This is a genomic window from Candidatus Competibacter denitrificans Run_A_D11 (genome assembly GCF_001051235.1).
In the GTDB taxonomy this organism is placed as follows: domain Bacteria; phylum Pseudomonadota; class Gammaproteobacteria; order Competibacterales; family Competibacteraceae; genus Competibacter_A; species Competibacter_A denitrificans.
This window is the reverse complement of sequence record NZ_CBTJ020000029.1, coordinates 1-24,376: the sequence shown is the minus strand read 5'-3', so window position 1 is coordinate 24,376 and position 24,376 is coordinate 1. Positions and strand designations below refer to the sequence as shown.

The 24,376-nt window shown below is 57.4% G+C and carries 22 protein-coding genes; 12 read left to right on the top strand and 10 right to left on the bottom strand.

Going from position 1 to position 24,376, the window contains the following annotated elements; genetic code table 11:
* Nucleotides 1-3: 3 nt before the first annotated feature.
* Nucleotides 4-2,469, bottom strand: coding sequence for a GGDEF/EAL domain-containing response regulator (locus BN873_RS05975; RefSeq protein ID WP_048671673.1), 2,466 nt, complete (start codon nt 2,467-2,469; stop codon nt 4-6).
* A 233-nt stretch (nt 2,470-2,702) separates the two neighbouring features.
* Nucleotides 2,703-3,722, bottom strand: coding sequence for a class 1 fructose-bisphosphatase (locus BN873_RS05970; RefSeq protein ID WP_048671672.1), 1,020 nt, complete (start codon nt 3,720-3,722; stop codon nt 2,703-2,705).
* Nucleotides 3,723-3,897: 175 nt separating this feature from the next.
* Between BN873_RS05970 and BN873_RS05965 the strand changes: the two genes are divergently transcribed.
* Nucleotides 3,898-4,245 carry a phasin family protein gene (locus BN873_RS05965; RefSeq protein WP_048671671.1) on the top strand — a complete coding sequence of 116 codons (348 nt, stop codon included), beginning with the start codon at nt 3,898-3,900 and terminating at the stop codon, nt 4,243-4,245.
* A 57-nt stretch (nt 4,246-4,302) separates the two neighbouring features.
* On the opposite strand, the gene BN873_RS05960 is transcribed toward BN873_RS05965, so the two are convergent.
* Nucleotides 4,303-4,689 (bottom strand): SirB2 family protein, encoded by a 387-nt coding sequence (locus BN873_RS05960; protein WP_048671669.1) that lies wholly within the window; start codon nt 4,687-4,689, stop codon nt 4,303-4,305.
* A gap of 75 nt (nt 4,690-4,764) precedes the next feature.
* Here BN873_RS05960 and BN873_RS05955 point away from each other — a divergent pair, with 75 nt between their 5' ends.
* Nucleotides 4,765-5,166, top strand: a complete 402-nt coding sequence (locus BN873_RS05955; RefSeq protein ID WP_048671668.1) for a DUF4280 domain-containing protein — start codon at nt 4,765-4,767, stop codon at nt 5,164-5,166.
* A 10-nt stretch (nt 5,167-5,176) separates the two neighbouring features.
* Here BN873_RS05955 and hrpB read toward each other — a convergent pair whose 3' ends face one another.
* Nucleotides 5,177-7,741, bottom strand: coding sequence for an ATP-dependent helicase HrpB (gene hrpB, locus BN873_RS05950; RefSeq protein WP_048671666.1), 2,565 nt, complete (start codon nt 7,739-7,741; stop codon nt 5,177-5,179).
* A 170-nt stretch (nt 7,742-7,911) separates the two neighbouring features.
* On the opposite strand from hrpB, the gene BN873_RS05945 reads away from it, so the two are divergent.
* The 7 genes from BN873_RS05945 (at nt 7,912) to BN873_RS05915 (ending at nt 13,246) form a co-directional block, all read left to right on the top strand.
* A complete protein-coding gene (locus BN873_RS05945; protein ID WP_048671665.1) occupies nt 7,912-8,268 on the top strand; it encodes a DUF2173 family protein in 357 nt (118 codons plus the stop codon).
* A gap of 46 nt (nt 8,269-8,314) precedes the next feature.
* Nucleotides 8,315-8,716, top strand: coding sequence for a DUF2173 family protein (locus BN873_RS05940; protein ID WP_053085250.1), 402 nt, complete (start codon nt 8,315-8,317; stop codon nt 8,714-8,716).
* Nucleotides 8,713-9,051: a DUF2173 family protein gene (locus BN873_RS05935; protein ID WP_242434376.1), complete on the top strand. Its 339-nt coding sequence runs from the start codon at nt 8,713-8,715 to the stop codon at nt 9,049-9,051. Before BN873_RS05940 ends, BN873_RS05935 begins: the two co-directional genes overlap by 4 nt.
* A gap of 161 nt (nt 9,052-9,212) precedes the next feature.
* Nucleotides 9,213-11,114, top strand: a complete 1,902-nt coding sequence (locus BN873_RS05930; protein WP_048671664.1) for a L,D-transpeptidase family protein — start codon at nt 9,213-9,215, stop codon at nt 11,112-11,114.
* A 69-nt stretch (nt 11,115-11,183) separates the two neighbouring features.
* Nucleotides 11,184-12,017: a tRNA pseudouridine(38-40) synthase TruA gene (gene truA, locus BN873_RS05925; protein ID WP_048671663.1), complete on the top strand. Its 834-nt coding sequence runs from the start codon at nt 11,184-11,186 to the stop codon at nt 12,015-12,017.
* Nucleotides 11,990-12,415, top strand: coding sequence for a thioesterase family protein (locus BN873_RS05920; RefSeq protein WP_048671661.1), 426 nt, complete (start codon nt 11,990-11,992; stop codon nt 12,413-12,415). Before truA ends, BN873_RS05920 begins: the two co-directional genes overlap by 28 nt.
* 15 nt (nt 12,416-12,430) lie before the next feature.
* On the top strand, nt 12,431-13,246 hold the full coding sequence (locus BN873_RS05915) for an alpha/beta hydrolase (RefSeq protein ID WP_048671659.1): 816 nt from the start codon (nt 12,431-12,433) through the stop codon (nt 13,244-13,246).
* A gap of 48 nt (nt 13,247-13,294) precedes the next feature.
* Here BN873_RS05915 and BN873_RS05910 read toward each other — a convergent pair whose 3' ends face one another.
* From BN873_RS05910 to argA, 4 genes are all read right to left on the bottom strand, one after another.
* Nucleotides 13,295-13,882 carry a DNA-3-methyladenine glycosylase I gene (locus BN873_RS05910; protein WP_048671657.1) on the bottom strand — a complete coding sequence of 196 codons (588 nt, stop codon included), beginning with the start codon at nt 13,880-13,882 and terminating at the stop codon, nt 13,295-13,297.
* A 31-nt stretch (nt 13,883-13,913) separates the two neighbouring features.
* Entirely contained in the window at nt 13,914-14,471 is a 558-nt protein-coding gene (locus BN873_RS05905) for a class II aldolase/adducin family protein (protein ID WP_048671655.1), read from the bottom strand.
* Nucleotides 14,472-14,621: 150 nt separating this feature from the next.
* Nucleotides 14,622-15,401 (bottom strand): 3',5'-cyclic-AMP phosphodiesterase, encoded by a 780-nt coding sequence (gene cpdA, locus BN873_RS05900; protein ID WP_048671654.1) that lies wholly within the window; start codon nt 15,399-15,401, stop codon nt 14,622-14,624.
* 36 nt (nt 15,402-15,437) lie between these two features.
* Complete coding sequence (gene argA, locus BN873_RS05895) at nt 15,438-16,742, bottom strand: amino-acid N-acetyltransferase (RefSeq protein WP_048671653.1); 1,305 nt, start codon at nt 16,740-16,742, stop codon at nt 15,438-15,440.
* Between the two features lie 497 nt (nt 16,743-17,239).
* On the opposite strand from argA, the gene BN873_RS18735 reads away from it, so the two are divergent.
* Nucleotides 17,240-20,587: a response regulator gene (locus BN873_RS18735; RefSeq protein WP_053085249.1), complete on the top strand. Its 3,348-nt coding sequence runs from the start codon at nt 17,240-17,242 to the stop codon at nt 20,585-20,587.
* Between the two features lie 22 nt (nt 20,588-20,609).
* Here the strand turns inward: BN873_RS18735 and BN873_RS05885 are convergent, their stop codons facing one another.
* Nucleotides 20,610-21,320, bottom strand: a complete 711-nt coding sequence (locus BN873_RS05885) for an N-acetylmuramoyl-L-alanine amidase (RefSeq protein WP_048671651.1) — start codon at nt 21,318-21,320, stop codon at nt 20,610-20,612.
* The gene (locus tag BN873_RS05880; RefSeq protein WP_048671650.1) at nt 21,317-23,236 is read right to left on the bottom strand and encodes an ATP-binding cassette domain-containing protein; all 1,920 of its coding nucleotides are present in this window, start codon (nt 23,234-23,236) and stop codon (nt 21,317-21,319) included. Before BN873_RS05880 ends, BN873_RS05885 begins: the two co-directional genes overlap by 4 nt.
* A 96-nt stretch (nt 23,237-23,332) precedes the next feature.
* Between BN873_RS05880 and BN873_RS20330 the strand changes: the two genes are divergently transcribed.
* On the top strand, nt 23,333-23,506 hold the full coding sequence (locus BN873_RS20330; protein WP_171820422.1) for a hypothetical protein: 174 nt from the start codon (nt 23,333-23,335) through the stop codon (nt 23,504-23,506).
* Between the two features lie 34 nt (nt 23,507-23,540).
* Complete coding sequence (locus BN873_RS05875; RefSeq protein ID WP_048671762.1) at nt 23,541-24,305, top strand: HesA/MoeB/ThiF family protein; 765 nt, start codon at nt 23,541-23,543, stop codon at nt 24,303-24,305.
* Nucleotides 24,306-24,376 lie beyond the last annotated feature (71 nt).

Below are 24,376 nucleotides of genomic sequence, written 5' to 3'. Positions count from 1 at the left end.
CGACTACAGCACGACATGCCCGAAATCAAAGCTCATATCGGTATGCGGCCGTTGCAAAACAAAGCCTTGCACATAATCAATGCCGCACGACCACAGTACGGGTAAGGTGGCGCCGTTTTCGATGCCGGTGAGGATAGGGGTGATACCTTGGCTGGCCAAGCGGCGAGCCAGTTGGGTCAGTTCCTGCTGACGGGCCTTATCATTGACCAAATCCGCCGTGTAACGACTCTCCAGCTTAACGTAGTTGACCTCTAGCAACTGGGCGAGTGTCAGCCCTCGTTCACGGCCACTGAAATGATCCAGGGAAAGCCCGCAGCCCAATTCCTTGAGCCGCAACAGCAGCGGTTGCAGGGTTTGTTTATTGACCTCGGCGGTCGTTTCTGCGATCTCGAACACTAAGCTCGATGCCGGAACTTCGGTTTTTTTCAGACCATCGCGCAACCAGTTGAACAGTTCTTCGTCTTGCAGAATGGTGGGAGAAATATTGATAAACAGGATCGCAGAGTGCCCGCGTCCCAGCCGCTGGCGTAGGGAACGAATCGCGTGAACGATTACCCAACGGTCGAGAACCATACCGATCCGATGACGCTTGACCAGACTGAAGACGGTTTCCGGCAGCAGCTCCCAGCCATCCTTGTTACGCATCCGTAAGAGGACTTCATAGCGCTCAGTGGGATCGCCGCGCAAGCTGACAATCGGTTGAAACAGCAGGTTCATCCGTTGCTGCTGGGCGGCTTCGCGGATTTCTTCCAACAGCTTATGCTGCTGTGGATTTTGCGTGTCTTGCTCGGTGGTTTGCGCATGATGGACGTGAATCCGGGTGTCTTTGCTGCCGCGTGCCATCCCGCAGGCAAGATCGGCTTGCTGAATCAGCAGGGCAGCCTCCGGCTTGGCCGGACTGGCGATACTGATGCCGATGCTGGCCCGTAGCCGAAACTCGCTGCCGCCGAAGGGGTAGGGGTCGGTTTCCAAGGCATTGCGCACCGCGTGTCCGGTGACAAGCAGCCCCTCCTGGTTGGTAAATCCCAGCAGTACGGTAAACACCGCATCCCCGAAGCGGGCGGTGATGGGGCCGGTGCCCAAAGCGGCCTGCAAGCGCTTGGCCGCGAGTCTGATGATTTCATCAGCCGCCGCTGCATCGGCGACTTCAACTGGACGCAGATTGTCCAAGCTAATCAGCATGACCGCCAGAGGTTGGGCGTTAGCGGTGGTGGCGGTTAGGGTCCGATGCAGATGCGCCAAAAAGTACGGTCGGTTGCATAGGCCGCTTACGCTATCGCGATTGCTGATCCGGTTTAAGCTACGGTATGGATTGGGTCTGTGCCGCAGCCGTTTCGTGGCCGCGGCCAATAGCGATTCCGCATCGGGTGGCTTATCAAGCAGCATTTCACCGCTCAAGCCGGCCATGGTCAAACGCTGGCGAATATCGGTTTGCGCCGAGAGCAGGATAAGCGGTATGGGCTGGAATTGTTCGTGTTGTTGCAGAACTTGCGCCAGTTGCAAACCGTTGGTTTCTTTTATGTCCAGATTCATGATCAGCACGCCGGGCTGAAACCCACGGATCGCTTGCAGCGCTTGCAGGGGTTGCGCCAAGACTTGGGTGATCAGACCCCAATTTTCTAGCCAGCGAGCGATTTCACGGGCGGTGGGCAGGGTATCATCGATGATCAAGACGCGGCCAGATTTGCAGGAAATCCACCGTTCGAGCACTTCCACGAGTGCTGCGGTATCTACCGGTTTGGTGAAATAGCCGGAGCCGCCCATTTCGACGGCTTCAAGCCGGGCGGTGATATCGCCGCGCTCGGCGATGAACAGAATCGGTGCTTCCGCCGCCAGCGTTTGGCGCAAGGTGGTGATTTGTTGCAGGATGGCAGGATTATGGGTGCAATGGTCCAGGTCAATGATCAGCGCGGCGGGCTGTTGGGATTCCGCCAGCAGTTTGCCGATTTGCGCTAAATCGGGATACTGCTGGACTTGAAAGCCGCTCTGATTTTCGAGCTGGCCGACCAAGTCGCTCATGGGTTCCGACGCCACCAACCAGACGGTTGCGGCGGACAGAGGTGTGGTTACCCCCGCCTGCTGCGGCCATTCATCGGACTGCCAGTTGAGGAAAAGCGGCAGATTGGGGTCGGCCGTAGCGGTATTCTGGTCCTGGGTGCTGTTTTGAGGGGCCGGCCAAGACCGGCAGAGGGCACCGGTGACGGCGATCAGGCGATCTCGGTCAGTTCCTTTGGGTAGCTCACCTTTTTCCAGACATTCACTGATTTGCCCATCAATCTGTTCCGCCAGGGCCGCGATCTTTTGGTATTCGGGCTGACCACGGGTCAGGTTGAGCGTATCTTGCGCCGCCCGCTGCAACAGCACGAAGAATTCTCGACTCCATTTGATATAAATCAGTTTTTCGGCTAAATCCTCAATGCGCTGGAGTTTGCCGGCGAGCGGTTCGGCGTGAGCGGTTTTGGATTCCATGGCCAAAATTTTTCTGCAATAGGAGAAGTCTTGAAATTATCAGCTTAACTTGCTGGGGTTTAGGCTGATACCGATGTGAACCACATAATCATAGTATGTTACACACAATAAATAAGGAAGCACTGTACGTGAGCGGCATTCTCGCGTACAGCGTCCCAAGAGATTGCAGTCTTGCGGATCGGCGCAGGTAAGAAAGGAGCCACCGTCCGGCTAGGGGCGAGTAAGGGCCAAGATCATTGCGCTTCTAGGTGATAGGAAATGATCCGTTCGACCTCGTTGCGGGACCCTAAAATAACCGGGCAACGCTGGTGAAGGCCGGTGGGCTGCAATTCCATAATACGCTGAGTGCCTGTCGAGGCTAAGCCGCCTGCCTGCTCAATAATAAAGCTCATCGGACTGGCTTCGTACATGAGGCGCAGCTTGCCTTCCTGGTTTTTAGCACGCAGCTTGCGGTCGTTTGGGTAGAGGAAGACTCCCCCCTGACACAGGACCCGATGAACGTCGGCGATCATCGCGCCCGCCCAACGCATATTGAAATCCTTGCGGCGCGGGCCTTCTTTACCGGCCAGGCATTCGTCTACATAGCGCCGAACCGGTGGGTCCCAGAAACGCATGTACGCCGCGTTGATCGAGAAATCCTTGGCCTCTTCGGGGATTTTCATGTTGGGATTGGTCAGAATGTACTCGCCGATGCGTTGATCCAGGGTAAATCCGTTGACACCGTGACCGGTGGTCAACACCATCATTGAGGAAGGGCCATACAGCGCATAACCGGCGCACACCTGGTGATCGCCAGATTGCAGAAAATCATCCTCGGTGGGTTCACCCTCGCTGTCCTTGGGACGGCGTAAGATCGAAAAGATGGTGCCGACCGCGCCATTGACATCGGTGTTTGAGGACCCATCCAATGGATCGAAGACCAAAAGGTACTTGCCGCGTGGATACTGGGGAGGTAGATGGTAAACGTCGCTCATCTCCTCGGAGGCCAGAGCGGCGACGTGACCGGCCCATTCGTTGCGCTTGATGAAGAGATTATTGGAAATAACATCCAGTTTTTTCTGGGTCTCGCCTTGGATATTGTCCGTGTCGGCGGTGCCGAGCACACCGACCAGGCTACCGTAGCGGACAGCGCTGGAAATGGCTTTGCAGGCGATGACGACATCGTTGACCAAGGCGGTGAACTCGCCCGATACGCCTTTCATCTGCCGTTGTTCTTCGATGATGAATTCAGTAATCGTGGTACCGATTGACATTTTAGTTATTCCCGGTTGTGCGAAGCGATACGGCCCGTCGGCATCAGGTTTTGCCAGTCGGGCCGGGGTCTATTATACCATTTAACCTAATAAATTAATGGTTATAGGTGTTTGATGTTGCTTTGCAATATTTTATGTAATATCATACGGATACTATCTGATTTGGAGAAAATACATGAACGATATGCCCGTTCCGTTTTTCGAACCTATGCGTCCCGCCATCGCCTCATTGGCGAAGACCAACCAGGTGGTGATTGGCCAGTGGGAGAAGTGGCTTACGCTCGGCATGAGTAGTTTTAAAGCCTATGTTGATTTAGGCTTGGCCCAGGCTAAGGTGGCCTTGAAGGTAACTGACCCACGCAGCGCACACGAATTTTCGGATAGCCAATTCGCGGTCTTGAGCTTTGTAGGACATCAGATGATGGATGATGGGCGAGCGCTGGCTGAATGGGGAGTGGATTGTTGCTGCCAGGCCAATCGATTGGGGCGAGAGAATGCCCTGCGCATCCTGTTCAAAGATTGACTGATTGATCGGCAAAGCGCCTCGGATTTGGCGACGCTTTGCCGAAGACCCAACCTCTTAATGCGCTGCCAGAAATCCCAGCGGCGTGTGGCTCAGAGCGACACTGACGATGTAGCCAAAGACCATCAGCGCCGCGAGCCATGCCACGACGCGGATGGTTTTGGTGGGTCCGTATTTCAGGGCAATACTGCCCAGGATGATGTAAACGATCAATCCTAAGACCTTGGCGGTCAGCCAGCCATCCGCCAACGGATACTGCCCTAGTATGAGCGTTAGCCCGATGGCGCTTGCCAGCAGGGCCGTATCAATGAGATGTGGCACGATCCGTACCCAGCGCTGTTGCAAGCGCGGCGAATCAATCAGCATCCACACGCCACGGACTATGAAAAGACAAAAAGTCAGAGCGACCGTGGTGAGATGGAGGTGTTTCAAAGCGCTATACATGGGTTATTTCTCTGCTGATTGAGGTTGATTAGGCTATAGTTAACCACGACAGTCGGTTATTGAGGAGGTGCGCCCATGTCCATGCATGTTTGTAACGGTGCGATGCTGAAATGTGCGTTCGCTGTGCCACCCGGTATCAGCACGTTGGTCGTGCTGCCGCAAAATAGGATGCTGAGCAGCAGTCAGCCGGCAGCCAATATCATGGACAATAAGCCGATGGTCAACATCATGCCCTTTGGCATGTGCTTCTCACCGACCAATCCGGCATTCGTTTCGGCGACCGCCGCCGCTATGGGGGTTCCAACGCCGGTCCCTTGCACGCCCTTAACACCAGCGCCATGGATCGTGGGTTCACCAACGGTGATGTTGGGCAATATGCCCGTGTTAAATAACACCTCTGTGCTGGCTTGCACTTTAGGCTTGCCAGGCTGCATCACGATCATGATGCCAGGCCAACTCACCGAGATGGTTCCTTAAACGGCAAATTTCAGCCGCCTCCCGGTCTGCGTACTCTCTGCGTCCGACGTGTTGGGGTAGCGGTCCAGGGATCATCCGGCCAGGGGTGTTTGGGATAGCGGCCTTTCAACTCCTTTTTCACTTCAGGATAGGTTCGTTGCCAGAAGCCGCGTAAATCCTGGGTGACCTGAATCGGTCGATGGGCAGGCGAGAGCAGATGCAGGGTCACTGCAATCCGGCCGTTAGCGATGCGCGGTGTATCGGCCAGACCGAATAATTCTTGCAACTTGACCGCCAGCACTGGCGGTTCACCCGGCTGATAATGCAACCGAATGCGGGAGCCACTAGGAACTTGCCAATGGGTTGGCGCCAGTTCGTTCAGCCGCACCCGCTGGCGGTTTTCGACTAGATCGTATAATGCCGCTGTCAGATCAAGCCGTTGCAAATGTTCGCGTCGGGTAATGCCGTTCAGCCAGGGTTCCAGCCAGTCCGCTAGATGCGCGGTTAGCCAACCATCGGATAAGTCTGGCCAGGCTTCCGCCGGGAACCAGTGTCGCAGCGACAAAAGCCGTGCCCGCCAGTCTCGCAGCTCGGCAGTCCACGGCAGGCTATCCAGTCCCAGTTGCCGTATCCCCACCAGCATCGCGTTGCGTACCTGATCCGGGTCGGGATCAGCTAAGGGGGTGCTGGTTAACGCCAGTTCACCCAACCGCTGCTCCTGGCGGGCGTTGACTGCCGCCGGCCGTTCATCCCAATACACCTCGCTGACGGTGTGCAGATGGGTGGCGAGGTGGATTTCCAGATCGGTTGGTGCAACCGGAGCCGCCAGCCAAATACGCCCTTCGCTGGTACCGGCATCTAAATGGGCTGCAACGAGCCAGGCGTGATTGATCAGGGGATCACCGGGCATCAGGCGCGCGCCTCGGCCATTGGCCAGCCGATAGCGCCCACTACCGACATCGCGTTGTTTGGCGATGCGGTCGGGATAGGCCAAGGCCAGTAATAGGCCAACGGTAGTCGATGTTGTGGTTTCTCCGTTGCCGACAATGTTTAATCGCTGTCGCCAGCGCTGCGCCGCTCGCTCACTACGTGCGCAAGCGGCCGGGTCGGCTCCCCAACGGTGTGCGCCGTCGCGGCCGTGTCGGCGAAACGCCTGTAAAGCCTCTAAACGTGCCTCAAGGTCGCTGCCGAAGGAATGTTCGCCGCGCAAAAGATCGCGCTCTTCCAAGAGAGCGGCCAGATTAGCGGCCGTTGCGCCCAAGCCGAGCGCCGCACCGCGCCACAGCAAATGTGCCAAGCGTGGATGAGTGGGGAAGGCAGCCAGCGCTCGGCCCACCGATGTCATGCGACCCTGTGTATCCAGCGCGTCCAGCTCAGTCAGCACCGCCCGTGCTTGTGCTAATGCACCAGCCGGGGGCGGATCAAGCCAGGCCAGCGCGGTCTCGTGCGTGCCCCATTGAGCCAGTTCCAACGCCAAGGGTGCCAGATCAGCATTGAGAATTTCTGGGCTGCGCTGCGGGGGGAGCCGGCGGTGGGTCGCTTCACTCCAGAGGCGATAGCAGCGTCCTGGCCCCAACCGTCCGGCCCGTCCGGCCCGTTGCTCGGCCGCATCCCCAGAAACGCGCACGGTTTCCAGACGGTTTAGACCGCTGCCGGGATCGAAGCGGGGGCGCCGAGTCCAACCGGAATCGATCACGACGCCGATGCCTTCAATGGTCAAGCTGGTTTCAGCAATTGCGGTGGCTAAGACGATCTTGCGCCGCCCCTGTGGATCGGGTTGGATGGCGCGTTGCTGGTCGGCATCCGGTAAGTCGCCATACAACGGGTGCAGCGACAGGCCCAGGCAAGTCGGCTCGGTGGTTAAACGGCGCAGGATTTGGCGGATTTCGCCGCCACCTGGCAAGAACACCAAAATATCGCCCGCAGCGTGCTCCAGTGCCTCCAACACAGCACGAGTGATGAGGCCAAGATCAAGACCGTCGGGATCGCGCGGCAGATAATGCATGGCAACCGGATGCGAACGCCCCTCGCTGGTGATGATCGGGGCGTTTCCCAGTAATCCGGCGACCGCCGCGCCATCCAGCGTGGCTGACATCACTAGCAAGCGTAAGTCCTCACGCAGCCCACGCTGACTGTCAAGACAGAGCGCGAGCGCCAGATCGGCCTGTAGGCTGCGTTCATGGAACTCATCGAAGATCACTAACCCGATCTCTTCCAAGGCCGGATCATGTTGCAGGCGGCGGGTTAGGATGCCTTCAGTCACCACTTCGATGCGGGTCTGGCGTGAAATTCGGCTTTCGAAGCGGGTGCGGTATCCCACGCGCTGACCAAGTGGTTCGCCCAGCAACTCTGCCATGCGAGCCGCTGCCGCCCGTGTCGCCAGTCGGCGCGGTTCCAGCAATAAAATCGTCTGATCGGCTAGCCAAGGTGCCGCCAGCAGAGCCAGCGGTACATGCGTGGTTTTCCCCGCCCCCGGCGGCGCTTGCAATACCAGGGCGGTGACATCGCGCAAGCCGGCAACAATGGCCGGTAACAGCGGGTCGATGGGTAAGACATCCCCTGAGAGGGGGTGCCCCAAAGGATCAACGCGGAACATGGTTTGCTGATGGTATTGAGACGATAACGACGCCCGCTGCAAATTTGCAGTGCGACATGCATTTCACCAAGATCTTGACTATGTTTTTAAAATAGCGAGAACGGTTTGAACCCGCTTTCGACCGTATCGCAATCTATGATATGCCGGCCATTACTTGAGGATATCACCGGATGAGCATTGTGACCGATCTGCTGGCTAAACCAGGCGTCATCGCCGCTGGCGAATACGCCTACCGGGGTGATCGCTTTTCCTATCGGGGCGCTTTAAGCGAAGAGCATGCCCGTATGGCTTCCATCATGTGCCGTGCCACCACCATGAGCGTCAATATGGAAGCCAGCATGTTGGAATCCTTGGAGCCGCTCAATGGTTTTATGCCGCCACGCGGTTGGTTGGTCCATGGCCCAAACTACAGCGTTTGCGTGGTCGCTAATGTTTTCTGTCTGCTTGATAACAGCAACAGTTCGATTAACGAGGTTGTCGGATTCATGCGCCAAGCCCTGGCCAATATACCTGCGGACATGATTTGAAGCCGCCTCGATTTCATACCAATTCAAGGGATTAGGAGGGATTTTTATGAATATGCTTGACGATTTATTGAAATTGCCAGGAGCGATGGCTGCTTTCGAGTTTCGGGGCAGCGGTGAGTTACTGGATCACCGCATCGCCCATCCAGATCGGATCAACGAATCGGTGCTGGATCTCCTGGCCCATATGTGCGCAGCCAATTTGAGCATCGCCACGATGCAGGCGCGTGGTTGGGAAAAAGTGACCGGCATGGAGGGTTTCTATCCGATTAAGCAATTCACTTTGATCGGCTTTGACTGGTCGGTGGTCGTGAGCGGATTGCAGCGCGAAAACTACAAGCAGGCCGGTAAATTTAGTCTGCCACCCTTCACGGGCGTGGTGATGGCCAATGAAAAAGCCGATTACGAGGCCGCCTTCGCCATCCTGGAAAGGAAGGAGCCTGTACCATGAGCATGATCCGGCGATTGCTGGCGTTGGATGGCGTGAACGTCGTCTGCCATTTCCGTGATGACGGTTATCTACTGGAAGGCTATGGCCTGATGAGCCACAACGATATGGGCCGGTTGGCGCAGTTCGCCCGCGATTACCGGCGCATCGCTCAGGGCAATGCCGATCAACTGGCGATGTTCAGCGGGATGCGTGGCTGGACGCCACCGCACGGTTGGATTATTCGCGGCGCCAAGCTGTCCCTGTGTGGCGTTGCCAATCTGGTCTGTGTTGTGGACAGTACTGGTGCGCCGCTGAATGAAATTTTGCTGGAATTGCGTGAAGTATCGCATTGGTAAAATTGGAATTATCTGCTGTCAAGACCGTCTAATCCTCTGTTCGGTAAAAATAGGGCCACACGATGTTGTTTTTTGACTGAAATGAGTGGCTTTTTTGATACTTTGTTGGTATGCTGATACGACATTTTAGGCTGTCCCAGAGCTTTAGGGTATTGATGCTTATGTCGAAGCGGATCGTTTTTTTTCTGTTGGTTCCCACCCTGTTAGGCGCTTGTGCTGCGCTTGATTCGATGCAGGTGGTCGCACAACAGCTCACTACTAGCAGTGTGGTGTCTGACAAGGCGCCGGCGGCGGCTATGCCTGATAAGGCGTCGCCCGCTGATGGGCCGGCTGTGGCTACGTTGCAAGCCGATCAAGGTGAGGATGCGACGCAAGATGAGCTTGAGCCGGACATCGTTGTCAAGCCGGAATCCGCATCGCAGCGGGAAGCTGCGGCCGCGCCACCACCGTTGCCGCCTTGTCCGAGTGAGGGCGGAGGACTGCAAACGCGAGTGGCCGTGCAGATTTGCCAACAGATTCGAACCGAGCCGTTACCTACTCGGCTCTCCGTGCAAAATCGTGAATTACGCAAACTGGATTACCTGATTCCGTTTTATGCCAAGCGCAACTATCAGATGGCTTGGTTGGACGCAAACGGCAGGCCGCTGGCGCTGGTCGCCGATCTGCTCAAGGCGTTGGGAGAGGCTGAAAATGAAGGCTTGCGATCCAGTGATTACGGCCGTAATGCGCTGCACAAGCTGGAAACCAGCCACCATCAAGGGGGTGGGGACGCTAGACAGTTGGCTGAATTCGATCTGCTATTGACTGACACCTATCTGAGCTATGCCTCACACCTGCTATCGGGGCGAGTTGCTCCCCGCAAAATCGACCCGGATTGGGCGATCAAACCCCGTTCGCGTGATCTCGCCCAAGTGCTGAGCAGCGCGCTGGCCGGCGGTGGCATCGCTGAGTCGTTGCGCGATCTATCGCCGAAAGAAAAAGGCTATACGCAGTTGCGCGATGTATTGCAGCGCTATCGGAAAGCCGAGCAAGCTGGCGGCTGGCCGGTGGTCAGCGGCGCTTTGGGGCCAGGCGCTCAGGGTCTGGCCGTGCGCAACTTGCGCTTGCGCTTACAGGCTAGCGGTGATTTGGCCGAGGGCGATCCCGGTAAGGCGCCGATTTACGATAAAGCGGTGTCTGATGCCGTGCGTCATTTCCAAAAGCGTCACGGCTTGGGCGAAACGGGGTCGGTCAACGGTTCCACTTTGGCCGCATTGAACGTTTCGGCCACCCAACGGATTCGCCAAGTCGAGCTGAACATGGAACGCTGGCGTTGGATGCCCGATCAGTTGGGGTCGCGTTATATTTTGGTGAACATCCCCAATTTCAAAATGAACGTCGTCGAAAACGGCAAACCGGTCATGGAAGCCAAGGTTGTGGTAGGCCGAGAAGAGCGGCAAACGCCGACCTTCACCGCTAATATGGCCTATCTGGTGATGAGTCCAAAATGGTATGTACCGCGTTCCATTGCCGTGAAGGACAAGTTGCCCCAGTTGAAGCGCAATCCGTATGCTCTGGCTCGGCAAAATATTCGCGTGTATAACAACGCGGGCCAGCAGATTAATCCGGCCTCAGTCAATTGGAAAGCCGTGGGTAAGGACAATTTCAATTATCAGTTCCGCCAGGACGCCGGGCCGCGCAACGCGCTGGGTGGGATCAAATTTATGTTCCCAAATCCCTATAACGTCTACTTGCATGATACGCCGACGCGCGGGTTATTCAGTCAAAGCCAGCGCACCTTCAGCTCCGGGTGTATCCGACTCTCCAATCCGGTGGAATTAGCCGAGTATCTGCTCAAGCACGATCCGAAGTGGAATCGGCAAACGATTAAAGCCGCCGCTGCCAGTGGCAAGCAACGGGTCGTCAATCTGCCGCAGGAAGTGCCGGTGTATCTGTTGTACTGGACGGTGTGGGTCGATGAGAATGGCTTGGCCAATTTCCGGGGCGATATCTATAACCGCGACAAACCCATGGTGCGGGCCTTATATCAGGATAGTGGCGCTGCTAGTCCCAAAGGTGCGTAACGCAGCCGCCGGCAAGTTGATCCCCCGGTCCCCCGTGGCCGGGGGATTTTCGTTTTAGCGTAGCGACTCATGCGCGTGGCGTTAGGCGTCGAATACGACGGGTCCGGCTTCCGAGGTTGGCAGGCACAACGGCCGGAGGTCAGAACCCTGCAAGGGTGCCTGGAACACGCTCTGGCCAAGGTGGCCGACCATCCCGTCAAGCTGGTCTGCGCCGGCCGAACCGATGCCGGGGTTCATGGGCTGGGTCAGGTGGTTCATTTCGACACCACAGCCGTTCGCACCACCCGTGCCTGGATCTTGGGGGGCAACGCTCATCTACCGTCCGATCTGAGCCTGCGTTGGGCGCGGGAAGTGTCTAATGATTTTCATGCTCGGTTTTCCGCACTCGGTCGCCGCTATCGCTATTTGATTTTCAACCAACCGTATCGGTCGGCGTTATGGCAAAAGCGGGCGACGTGGTGTTATCAATCTCTGGATACTGAGCGGATGCATAACGCCGGACAACGGCTGGTCGGCGAACATGATTTCAGTTCCTTTCGTGCCGCCGACTGCCAAGCCCGGCATCCAGTACGGGAAATTCGTGAGCTGACGGTGAGCCAGCAAGGCGATGGGGTGGTGCTGGAGGTGGAAGCCAATGCCTTTTTACACCACATGGTGCGCAATATCGCCGGCGTTTTGATGGCTATCGGGACCGGTGACCGACCGGTCGAATGGGCAGGGGAGGTCTTGGCTCGGCGCGACCGCACCCAAGCCGGAGTAACCGCACCGGCTGAGGGTTTGTATCTGCTCGCTGTGCGCTATCCAGCCCATTTTGGCTTACCGCCACCCCCTGCGACTATCCCAGGATTTGTTCAGTCCTTTGAGGAGTGTGACCCATGCGCGAAAGCCTGCAACCCGGCTTGACCGGTGAGTTTGAATTTGTGGTACCGCCCAGCAAAACGGTTCCCCATCTCTATCCAGAAGCATTGGAATTTCAGGCAATGCCGGAGGTGTTTGCGACCGGATTCATGGTCGGCTTGATCGAATGGACCTGCATTCAGGCGTTAAAGCCGCATTTGGATTGGCCACACGAGCAATCGGTGGGAACCCATGTCGATCTCAGTCATACCGCCGCCACCCCACCGGGTTTTACCGTGACGGTAAAAGTACGTTTAGTGGAAAAAGACGGTAAAAAACTCAAGTTCGCAGTCGAGGCTCACGATGGTATCGATTCGATCTGCCAAGGCACTCACGAGCGTTTCGTGATCAATGCCGCCAAGTTTAATGCCAAAGCAGTTGAGAAAGCGGGCCAACGCAGTTAAGTCGAAGTCGTCGCTGTGCGTCGTGCGTTAGCCATTATTGCCACCCTGCTGTTGGTCGCTGGAGGTCTTTTCATGGCGTTGCTGAATGTTGGGGAAAAACTGATTTATTTTCCGCAGCCGCTCACCCCAACGGCGGGTCAAGCGATTTTAGCCCGCCATCCGCAAGCACTCGAGGTGACGCTCACAACCAGCGATGGAGTGCAATTGCACGGCTGGCATCTGCCGGCGGGTACGGGTTCCGCGCGACCGTTGGTTCTGTATTTCGGTGGTAATGCTGAAGAAGTGTCCTGGATGCTGGAATTCGGCTCGGTTTTTGCGGGCTGGGATCTGGGTTTAATGAACTATCGCGGGTATGGCCTAAGCAGCGGTCATCCGAGCGAGCGGGCTTTGCTGGGCGATGCGCTGGCGGTTTACGATCATTTCATCCGCCGGCCGACTATCGATCCCGCTCGCGTAGTGGTCATCGGACGTAGTTTGGGCAGCGGCGTCGCCAGTCATCTTGTCAGCCAGCGGCCGGTGCGGGGCGTATTACTGGTGACCCCGTTTGCCAGTATCACCGAGGTAGCCCAGGATTTCTATCCGTTTCTGCCGGTGCGAACTGTGCTCGGCGATCTTTACGATTCTGCAACGCTGGCGCCCAAACTGACCGTACCATTACGCATGATCGTCGCCGGCCGCGATGAGGTGATTGCCGCTCGGCATTCTGAGCGCCTGTTTACGTTGTGGGCTGGTCCGAAAGAGCGAGTGACGATTGCCAGCGCCGGCCATAACGACCTTCAAGGCTACCGTGAATACTGGCAGGCCATCCAAGAGTTTTTGCAGCGCCAATAGCGGCGCAGGATCGTGATACCGTCCCCGCGAGTCACCAATAGGCGTTGGTCAGTCAGAGGCTTGCGCTAATTCGTGGTGCCGAAAACAGCCGATCAGATGGTCGTTGACTATCCCGGCAGCCTGCATGAAGGCATAGCAAATGGTGGGTCCGACAAAGGTGAAGCCAAGCCGTTTCAAGTCCCGGCTCATCGCTTCCGCTTCCACCGTTTTGGCTGGAACCTCAGCCAATGATTTCCAGGTATTCTGGCGTGGTACGCCGTCAACATAGCGCCAAATAAAAGCGGTGAGAGGGCCATGCCGCTCACGCAACGCCAGATAGGCACGGGCATTTTTGACCGCCCCTGCAATTTTGAGGCGGTTACGCACGATACCAGGATCGGTGAGCAGTTGCGCGATGCGCCACTCGTCGTAATGGGCGATCAATTCTGGATCAAAATGGTCGAACGCTTGGCGGTAATTTTCCCGCTTGCGCAAAATGGTCAGCCAGCTCAAACCCGCTTGGGCGCCATCCAATATCAGCATCTCGAACAGTTTGCGGTCGTCGTGGACCGGAACGCCCCACTCCTCGTCGTGATAGCGCACATACAATGGGTCCTTGCCGCACCAGGGGCAGCGTTCCAGGTTTGTCGGGGGCATTAGCGAGGTAATTTAAGGTTGTCTGGTCAGGCTAAATCTTCCCGGCCTGCTGAGCGATGAAGGCGGTTTTGGCCGATAGCTCCAGCGAGCAGGTCCATTTGTAGGCGAGATTGATCGTGGCGGCGCAGGCATAGACCCCGTGACCGCGTACCACGGCGATAGGGTAATCCATCAGCACTTCAGCGACCATGCTCGGTGAGCGGGCCTGGTATTGATCATAGGGGATGGTCAGGACCGGCACCCGGCTGAAATACAACTGGCCTTCGAAATCGGTTGGCAAAAATTCCTCATTGTCCATCGTCATCGCCACGGAATAAGGGCCGTGGCTGTGCAGTACCGCACCGGTTTGCGGATTGGATTGATAGACCGCCAGATGCAGGGGCGCATCTAACGAAGCACCTTTGCCAATGCTTCCCTCTAGCTGGCACTCGACCAAATCGCCGCTGCTGAGGAGATCGGCGCAGCAACCACTGGGAGTCACCCAGAAGGATTCGCCGTCACGCCCCGAGATATTGCCGCTGTGGGAGTCGTTGAGGCCATATTGGCGGAGCCAAAGGTAATGCCTCACCAAGTCATCTTTGAGTTTCATGTTTCAATCCGCACCCGTGACCGGGCGAAACAGCATGGAACAGGCTGCGCCTTTCCATGCAGGATGATCCCACTGAAGGGGGAGATTTCAAACCAGAGTTTTTTTGATAAACCCGATTATACGTTGGAAAGCCTGCCGGGACACGCCGCGTCACGTCGGTCGCCCTGCGGCCCACTCAACCCGTTTTACGCCGGTGGCCACGGTGCCATCGGGATAAAGCTCAAGCCAGCGATAACCGGGCGGTACATCATCGACTTGGGGATCTGGAGTATTGGGTTTGAACTGCACGCTGGTGGCTGGTGTCGCCAATAAATGCACATCCCCTCGCCGGCTGGAAAATTCACTATGAATGTGGCCGAACAGCACGGCGCGGACTTGAGGATAACGGTCGAGTACCGCAAACAGCACTGCACCGTTGCTTACTGTCATGGTATCTAGCCAGCCGGTGCCGATTGGCAGTGGATTGTGGTGCAGGCAAATGAGCGTATGCAGGTCAGGGTTGGTGGCTAGTACGGTATCCAGCAGCCCCAGTTCGCCGCGAGCCAAGTGGCCAACCGGACTGCCGGGAAAGCTGGAATCCAACAGCACGATCTGCCAGTTGCCGACTGCGATGTAGCGCTCGCGCCGCACCAGTCCCCCGCTGAGCACCTGCTGCATGGGACCTGGAAAATCGTGATTACCCGGCAGGCAATAGACCGGCTTGCCCAGCGTTGCCAAAAGCTCGCGCAGGCGAGGGTAGGCTTGTGGTTCGTCACCGACCAGATCGCCGGTGGCGAGAACAAAATCGGCGGCTGGCTGCCGTTGGCGGATATCCGCCAGCACGGCGTGCAGGCCGGCATCAACATCCGCGCCCCACAGACGGCTGCCGGGTTCGACTTTCAAATGCAGATCGGTGATTTGGACGATTCGCACAGCGGTGCTGGCCGGCATGGGATGAAGTCCTCAAAAAGTTGATGCGTCGGTAGCTTACAGTGTTTTGATGAATACTTTCGAGCGGCGTTGCCAGTTATAAAGCGCCTGCTTCATCACTGGCAGATGGGCGACCTCGGCGGGTTCAAAGCCGCGTTCTTGAAACCAGTGCGCGGTGCGGGTAGTGAGCACAAACAAGCGCCGCAACCCTTGTTCGCGCGCCTGGCGTTCGACATAGCGCAACAGCGTCTTGGCGCGGCCGCTATCGCGGTAATTGGGGTGGATGGCCACGCACGCCAGTTCACCCACCTGCTCATCGGGAAAGGGATATAAAGCCATACAGCCGATGATCGCGCCGTCACGTTCCAGCAATACAAATCGCTCGATCTCCATCTCCAATCGCTCGCGCGAGCGGCGGACTAAGGTGCCGTCGTCCTCCAGGGGCTGGATTAGCGCCAGGAGGCCACCGACATCCTCAATGGTAGCTGGGCGCAAGCCTTCGTAAATATCGGCGGTGATCAGCGTACCGGTACCGTCGCGGGTGAATAACTCCAGCAGCAGCGCGCCATCCACAGAACGCTCCAGTAGATGAATGCGGCGCACCCCAGCCTGGCACGCCCGCAACGCTTGCTGAAGGTGACGAATCGTTGGCTCGGCCAAGCCGGGATGGGTGGCCAGTAACCGTTCGGCGTCACTGAGACTGAGTTGATGAACGGCTTGGCCATCTGGTGTACACACTGCCGAGCTTTCGCTCAACACCAGCAGTTTGTTAGCGCGTAGCGCGATAGCGGTTGCGGTTGCGACCTCTTCGGCATTCAGATTGAAGGTTTCCCCGGTCGGCGAATAGCCCAGCGGTGATAGCAGGACGATAGCACCTTCATCCAGCCATAGGCGGATGGCCCGCCGGTCGATCCGCCGTACCTCGCCGGTGAAACCGTAGTCGATCCCCTCGCGCACACCCAGCGGCCGGGCGGTAATCAGGTTGCCAGACACCACGCGCAAGCGAGCGCCCTGCATGGGAGAGTTGGCCACCCCCATCGACAGCGCGGATTCAATGCAGATGCGCGCCCGCCCAATCGCCTGTTTGACACACCGTAGATCGTTGGCATCGGTCAGTCGCAACCCATTCACGTAGCGTAGCTCACGGCCAGCTTCTCGCAAGCGCTGTTCGATTTGCGGTCGCGCGCCGTGTACTAGCACCAGGCGAATGCCGAGGGCATGTAACAGGGCCAGATCGTGGATCAGGCTGGCGAACTGATCAGATTCGATAGCTGCGCCACCGAATTGCACCACAAATGTTTTGCCACGATGGGCGTTGATATAAGGCCCGGCTTGCCGGAACCAATGGACGAAATGTTCCATGTTTCATCTCTTGAAAACTCAAATGGCTGGCGATTATTGCAGAAAACCGACTCAACCGATGCCCAGCCATCGACTGATGTGGCCGCACCCGCTAGCGGCTCGTGCCTGATTCTGGTCAATCACGCACCGTGGGCTGAAATGAAATCGTATCGATTTTGGTGAGACTGCGGCTGATTTATCCCTTGGTGCTTTGTTATATAGCGTGAGGGTGTTAGCCTGGCCATTCCGCCAAATGGTACATTAGCGTATCATCGGCATAGAAATCGCGTGTCTTCATTACGTTGGCGCAACGGCGCCAAGCGCTGTTGGGCGGGTGGGCCATCTAAAAAGATCTATCTCCAACTCTATGTTTTAAAAACCTTAATAGCCTTTTAATGCCTTTATCCGGGCTGTGCGGATGGTAGCCGTTGTTGTCGGCGACACCGTTTGCATACGCTGCCTTCTACGAGATACTCGTGTGAGGATAGAGGCGGTTTCAAGGCGGTCGTGACCACGATATGGCCGATTTTTTCACCCGGCAGATGGATTACGTTTTTTTTGTTTATGGGCTGTGCTTTTTTCTGTTGGCGACGATGCTCCACGGGATGGGGCGTCGTACTGGCGATGCTATGCCTTGGCCGTTGTTGGCGGGTTTCGCGCTTTTGCATGGTGCCAATGAGTGGTTGGACCTGCTAAGCCTGGCACTCGATGATGACCCTCAATGGCTGGCTATCCGGCCGATGCTGCTGGCCAGCTCCTTTTTCTGCCTACTGGAATTCGCCCGACGGGGCACCGTCAGTTTGGGAGGACAGCGGCCCGGCCGTTGGCTGATACCGACCTTACTCGGTTTGGCAGCACTGGGAGGGCTGGCCGGGTCGCCCGGCCTGAGTGCCACAATTCGTTATGCATTAGGGTTGACCGGCGGCCTGTGGACGGCCTGGATTTTGTGGCGCTATCGAGAGCGTGCAAGCGTCGGCCGCACCGAGTTGGCGGTCGCTGCTATTGCTATGGCGTTTTATGCCGTCGCCGCCGGCGCTATCGTACCCCAGACGGAGTTTTTGCCCGCCGTATTGCTCAATCAAGAAGCGTTTCTCGCAGCGACCGCCACACCCATCCAAGTTTGGCGAGGAATGCTAGCGGGTGTGATCGCCTTGGCATTCTTGCGCTTTACTGCAACTCATCGACGACCAGTCACCGACCTGTGGGTGGAGCCGCCACTGGAAAATCTGCTGTTGTCATTGCTGGCGGCCATTTTGGTCATGGGTTGGTTCATTACCGACCGGGTGGGTTCCACCACCGAGCGTGAGCAAAGCGATCAGGTCTTCAATCTGGCTAAGATTGGTACTGCTGTCGTCGATGTGGCAGCGATCCAAGGTTTGGCGGGTGCGGATTCCGATCTGGAGACTCAAACTTATCAAAGACTTAAATTGCAGTTGATGCGGTTACGAGCAGCGACGGCAGGCGTTCGCTTTTATTACCTTTTGCGTCAGGCTGATGAGCACGTTATTTTTCTGGTCGATTCGGAACCGCCCAACACGCCGGACGAATCGCCGCCCGGCCAGATCTTCGATGAGGTGCCACCTTCGGTGTCCGCTGTGTTCACAACCGGAAAAGGCACGATTGTCGGGCCGGAAACTGACCGCTGGGGGACTTGGTTTAGTGGGTTGATGCCGCTGACCGATGCGGCTGGACAGACGATTGCCGTGCTGGGTGTCGATATTAGCGCACAGCGCTGGTTGGCGTTGGTGGCGCGCAACCGCTTGATGTCGATGGTGGTGTTTTCACTGCTTTCGGCATTGCTGTTAGTTTTGTTTATGGCGCAACGCCGTAATCGTGAGGCGCTCAGCGCGTTACGGGAGCGCGAACAACGCTTGAGTAAAATCGCCTCACAAGTTCCTGGTGTAGTTTATCAATTCAAGCGCTTTGCCGACGGCCGTACCTGTGTACCGTATGCAAGCGAGGCAACCCGCTGGATTTTCCGCTTGGAACCAGCGGCGCTCCGTGACGATGCCGGCCCAGTATTTGCCATCATTCATCCCGATGATGTGGAGCGTATGCAGAGCACTATTACTGAATCGGCGCGCACTTTACAACCATGGAAATGCGAGTTTCGGGTGGTCCTCAACGGCGGAGAGGTGGCATGGCGCCAAGGTAACTCCATACCTCAGAGCGAACCCGACGGCGGCATCCTCTGGCATGGTTTTATTACCGATATTACCGAGCAAAAGCATCTCGAAGCCGCCCTGCGCCAGGCTAGGGCAGACGCCGAAGCAGCCAATCGGGCTAAGAGCGAATTTCTCGCCAACATGAGTCACGAAATCCGCACGCCCATGAATGGGGTCATCGGCATGAGCGATTTGCTGTTGGATTCTGCGTTGAATTCGGAGCAGCGCCACTACGCCAAAGTGGTTCGCTCTAGCGCCAATGCCTTGTTGGGAATCATCAACGAAATCCTTGATTTCTCCAAGATCGAAGCCGGCAAGCTCACGCTGGACGAGGTGGATTTTGGCTTGCGTGCTGTCTTGGAAGACACGGCCGAAATACTCGCGGTCAGAGCACAAGAAAAAGGCTTGGAACTGACCTGCCTGGTTGATCCGGCCCTACCGGATTTACTGCGTGGCGACCCAGGACGCTTGCGGCAAATCCTGGTGAACTTGATCGGGAACGCGGTCAAATTTACTCGCAAAGGCGAAATTGCCGTGCGGGTCCACCAGGTGGCGGTCGATAACGACCGTTTCACTCTCCAATTTTCGGTGAGAGACACCGGCCAAGGGATTCCTCATGAGCGATGGTCGGCGTTATTTTCGCCCTTCGTCCAGGTAGACGGCTCCGCTGCACGTAAATACGGCGGGACGGGCCTTGGGTTGGCGATTGCCAAGCGGCTTTGCGAGTTGATGGGTGGGCAGATCGGGATAGAGAGTGTCGAGGGAGAAGGCTCGACGTTTTGGTTCACCGCTGTATTCAGGTCGGTGGCAGATCCGCTGATAGCTCGACCAACTAAGCAAATCGAACTTGCGGGCTTGAACGTGTTAGTAGTGGATGATCATGCGACCAATCGCTTATTGATCAGCACGTTGCTGGCTTATTGGCATTGCCGCTACGCCGAGGCGACTGATATGGAAGAGGCTTTGGCGAAATTGCAGGAAGCTACCGCCGCTAGAGATCCGTTCGCTATCGTGTTAATCGCCCTGAAAGCGCCGGAGATTGATGGTGTTGAGTTATGTCGTCGGATCAAGAGCCGGACGGACAACGGCCAAACACGGGTGATCTTGATGACCAGGATAGGGCATTGCACTGGCGATGCGGCAAAAATGGCGCGGATCGGTTTTTCGGCCTGCATTATCAAGCCGATCCGCCAGGCGCAATTACGGGCTTACCTGGAGCAACTGGCCAGACCGGGCGGCAAGCTGGAGGAACCGGTTTCGGCGCGGGTGATCAGTCAACGCCGGTTCGACCGGTCTGCGGCGCAGCAAGCCCGTATCCTGCTGGCTGAGGATAACGCCGTCAACCAAGAGGTCGCATTGGCCATTTTGACTCATGCCGGTTTCCGGGTAGATGTCGCCGCCAACGGGATAGAAGCCATCTCGGCGCTGCAAAACACCCGTTACGATTTGGTGTTGATGGATTGTCAGATGCCTGAACTCGATGGCTATACCGCAACCCGGCGGATACGCGAGCACGATTCCAGGGTGTTATGGCCGCAGGTTCCAATCATTGCCATGACTGCCCACGCGATGAAAGGGGATCGGGAACGCTGTCTGGAAGCGGGCATGGATGATTATATCGCCAAGCCGGTCGAAGCGCGGGATCTGGTGAGTACCGTCGAGCGCTGGCTAGGCGCGACGGACATTGCTGAGCAGAAATGAGTCGGACGTGTTTGTTGGCCGCTTAATGGGAGGGCGTTACCGGTTCGGGATCGGCCGCCGAACTGACAGGCGGCGGCAGTATGCCGGGTGTGGGTTCCGGGCCGACGTAACCGTCTGTGCCGAAGCGTAAGCCCAGTTCAGCGGCGAGTTTTGGCAGCAACGCCGCCAGGTTTTTGCCGGGACAAACGGTTTTTCCCGGCAAAAAATCCCTGTGTCCCGCCAAGTGGGTGAGTGGATGATTGGCCATCAGTGTGCTGATCAGCCAGCGCAATCGCTGAATTTGTTCGGCGGTCGGTTCGAGTTCTTCGTAGTTGCCCAGCAGGGCGATTCCCAAGGTGCCGGCGTTATGCTCTTTGACGTGAGCGCCATGCACAGCGAGGCTCCGGCCTTCATAGACGCGCCCCTCCCGGCCGATCAGGAAGTGATAGCCGATATCCTGAAAGTTTCGTCCCTGCATGTGCACCTGCTGGATTTCGCGCGGTCTTTCATCGATTGGCATGGCGGAATGATGGATGACCACCGTATTAAACACTTCGCGGTCTTTTGGGTTTTGCAATCGTAGATCAGGCGCCGCTGCACCCCATTCTGCACGGGTGATGACGACCGGTGGGCCAAGCAGCGTGGGCGGCGGTCGGAAAAAAAAGAAGTACAGCGCCCACAAGCCGCCGATAGCCGCTAAAACTGCGAGTAAATTCAATAAGATACGGCGATTTGACAGAAAGTTGAAGGTCATTGTTCTTGCGCCAGCGTCTCCAACGCCTCCTGCGCTTCCAGCCAATCGCTTTCGACGGCTTCCAACTCCTTATCCACTTGCGCCTTGCGCAGCAGTAGTTCCTTCAAGCGATTTTTTTGCGCATCCTCGTACAGGGTCGGTTCCAGCAATTCATCATGCAGCCGGGTTTGTTCGGCGTGTAATTTCTCCATCCGCTGCTCCAGTTTTTTAATCTGCTGCTCCAACGGCTTGCGCTTGATCGCCCATTGCTGGCGACGTTCCGCTTCCAGGCGTTTTTGTTCACGGCGGTCAAGGGTGCTGTTGCCGTCGCCAGCGGAACGCGGTGCAGTTTCCCGGTTGGCCGCCCGTTGACGTTCGTTCAACCAATCGCGGTAATCATCCAAATCGCCGTCGAACGGTTGCGCTTGGCCTTCTGCCACCAATAGAAACTCGTCGGTGACGGTGCGCAGCAAATGGCGGTCATGGGAGACGACGATCAGCGCCCCCTGATAATCCTGCAAAGCCAGGGTCAGTGCGTGGCGCATATCCAGATCGAGGTGGTTGGTTGGCTCGTCCAGCAGCAGCAGATTCGGCCGCTGCCACACCAGCAAGGCCAATGCCAGCCGGGCCTTTTCGCCACCGGAAAAGGGCGCAACCGACTCCAGCGCCCGGTCGCCGTTGAAACCGAAGCCGCCGATAAAATCCCGCAACTGCTGGTCGGTGGCGCGTTCGTCCAACTGTTGCAAATGGCGCAGCGCGCTCCAATCGGGCCGCAACTGTTCTAGCTGGTGTTGGGCAAAATAGCCAATCGCTAAGCCCTGGCCGGTTTCGATCCGTCCCGCCAGCGGCGGCAGCAGGCCGGCCAGCAGCTTGATTAAGGTCGATTTGCCCGCGCCGTTTGGCCCCAGCAGCCCCAATCGGGTGCCGGGGCCGATGACCAGATTCACCCGCTCCAGCACGCGCCGCTCACCGTAACCGGCGACGACCTTTTCAACCGCCAGCAACGGATTCGGTAGCCGTCCCGCGTCGGCAAAGCTGAAACTAAACGGCGAATCCACATGGGCAGCGGCGATCCGTTCCATCCGCTCCAACGCCTTGATCCGGCTTTGGGCTTGGCGGGCCTTGGTCGCTTTGGCGCGGAAGCGGGTGATGAAGCTTTCCAGATGGGCGATTTCGCGCTGCTGTTTCTCGTAGGCCGCCTGTTGTAAGGCCAAGCGTGTGGCGCGCTGTTCCTCGAAGGCGGCGTAGTTGCCGGTGTAGAGGGTGATCCGGCATTGGTCGATGTGGGCGATATGATCAGCCACGTTGTCCAGCACATCGCGGTCGTGGGAAATCAGCAACAGCGTACCTGGATAGGCGCGTAACCACTGTTCCAGCCACAACACGGCATCGAGATCGAGATGGTTGGTCGGTTCGTCCAGCAACAGCAGATCGGAGCGACACATCAGCGCCCGTGCTAGGTTCAGTCGCACCCGCCAACCGCCGGAGAACTCCGCAACCGGCCGTTCCAGTTGGTCGGGAGCGAAACCGAGACCGTTCATCAATTTGCCGGCGCGGGCGCGGGCGCTGTAACCGTCGATGGCCTCGAAACGAGCGTGTAATTCCGCCTGTCGCGTTCCGTTATGCGCGGCTTCGGCTGCCTGTAAATCCTGCTCAATCTGACGTAGCTCGGCATCGCCGTCCAGCACATAATCCAACGCTGGAATCGGTAATGCTGGGGTTTCCTGGGCGACGTGGGCGATGACCCAGCGCGGTGGCAGGTCCAGATCGCCGGCGTCTTGATGCAGTTCATCAAGCAACAGCGCGAACAGGCTGGATTTGCCAGAGCCGTTGGCGCCGATCAGCCCGACTTTCCAGCCGGGATAGACGGTGAGCGAAACGTGTTCGAATAGCGGCTTGCCGCCGCGTTGCAGGGAGAGTTGGCGTAGAGTCAGCATAATGCGCAGTTTATCAGCTTGGCGGCGACGGTGATTCAGGCGTTAGCAGCTACAATCTGCCCTTATTCCTTATTAATGCCAGTGCGAGGCCCTGCCATGACCAACGACGGGCTACTCCGTTACAACCGGCAAATCCTGTTATGGGACCCGGCCTGGCTCCCACGCTCCGGCCTGGGAGCAGGTTCAGACGTTCCGGCGTCGCAAGTCTGTCCCCTGATCCGGGCCGCTGGAGCGGCGCGACGGCATTCCCACGCCGGAGCGTGGGAATGAGAACCGCGTGTCATCCACCACGACTGAAGCCACCATGACTGACGACGAATTGTTGCGTTACAGCCGGCAAATTCTGTTGCCGGACTTCGATATCGAGGGCCAGAAGCGGCTGCGCCAATCCCATGCCCTGATCATCGGCCTGGGCGGTTTGGGATCAGTGGCAGCGATGTATCTGGCGGCGGCGGGTGTTGGCCGATTGACGCTAGTCGATTTCGATAAAGTTGATTTGTCAAACCTGCAACGGCAAATCATCCACCGAACAGCAGATATCGGTCGGCTCAAGGTGGAATCCGCCCGCGATGGTTTATTGAGGCTCAATCCGACCATTGAGATAGAAACCGTGCCGGCGGCATTGACCGAAACGGCTTTGCGGGAACAGGTTGCGCTTGCCGATGTGGTGGTGGATAGCTGTGATAATCTACCTACCCGACTGGCTATCAACGCGGCGTGTGTCGGCGCTAGAGTACCCTTGGTATCGGGGGCGGCGATCCGTATGGAAGGCCAAGTGCTGGTCTGGCAACCGCACGCGCAAGGGGCCTGCTATCGCTGCCTGTACCGGGATAGCGCCACCTCTACAGAGACCTGCGCGCAAACAGGGGTGCTGGCGCCGGTGGTGGGGGTGATCGGCAGTATCCAAGCGCTGGAAGTGATTAAGATGTTGGTCGGCTGTGGTGAGACGCTCGCGGGCCGGTTACTGTTGCTGGATGCAGCCCGCATGGAATGGCGGACGCTGAAGGTGCAGCGCAATCCGGCTTGTTCGGTTTGTGGGAGTGCTAGGCCGTGTTCACAAAATTGCTAGCGGAGCATGATCACGATGAGGGCGACGGTGACGAAAGCCAGGAAGTTGGCTTTGAGTTTTTCATAGCGGGT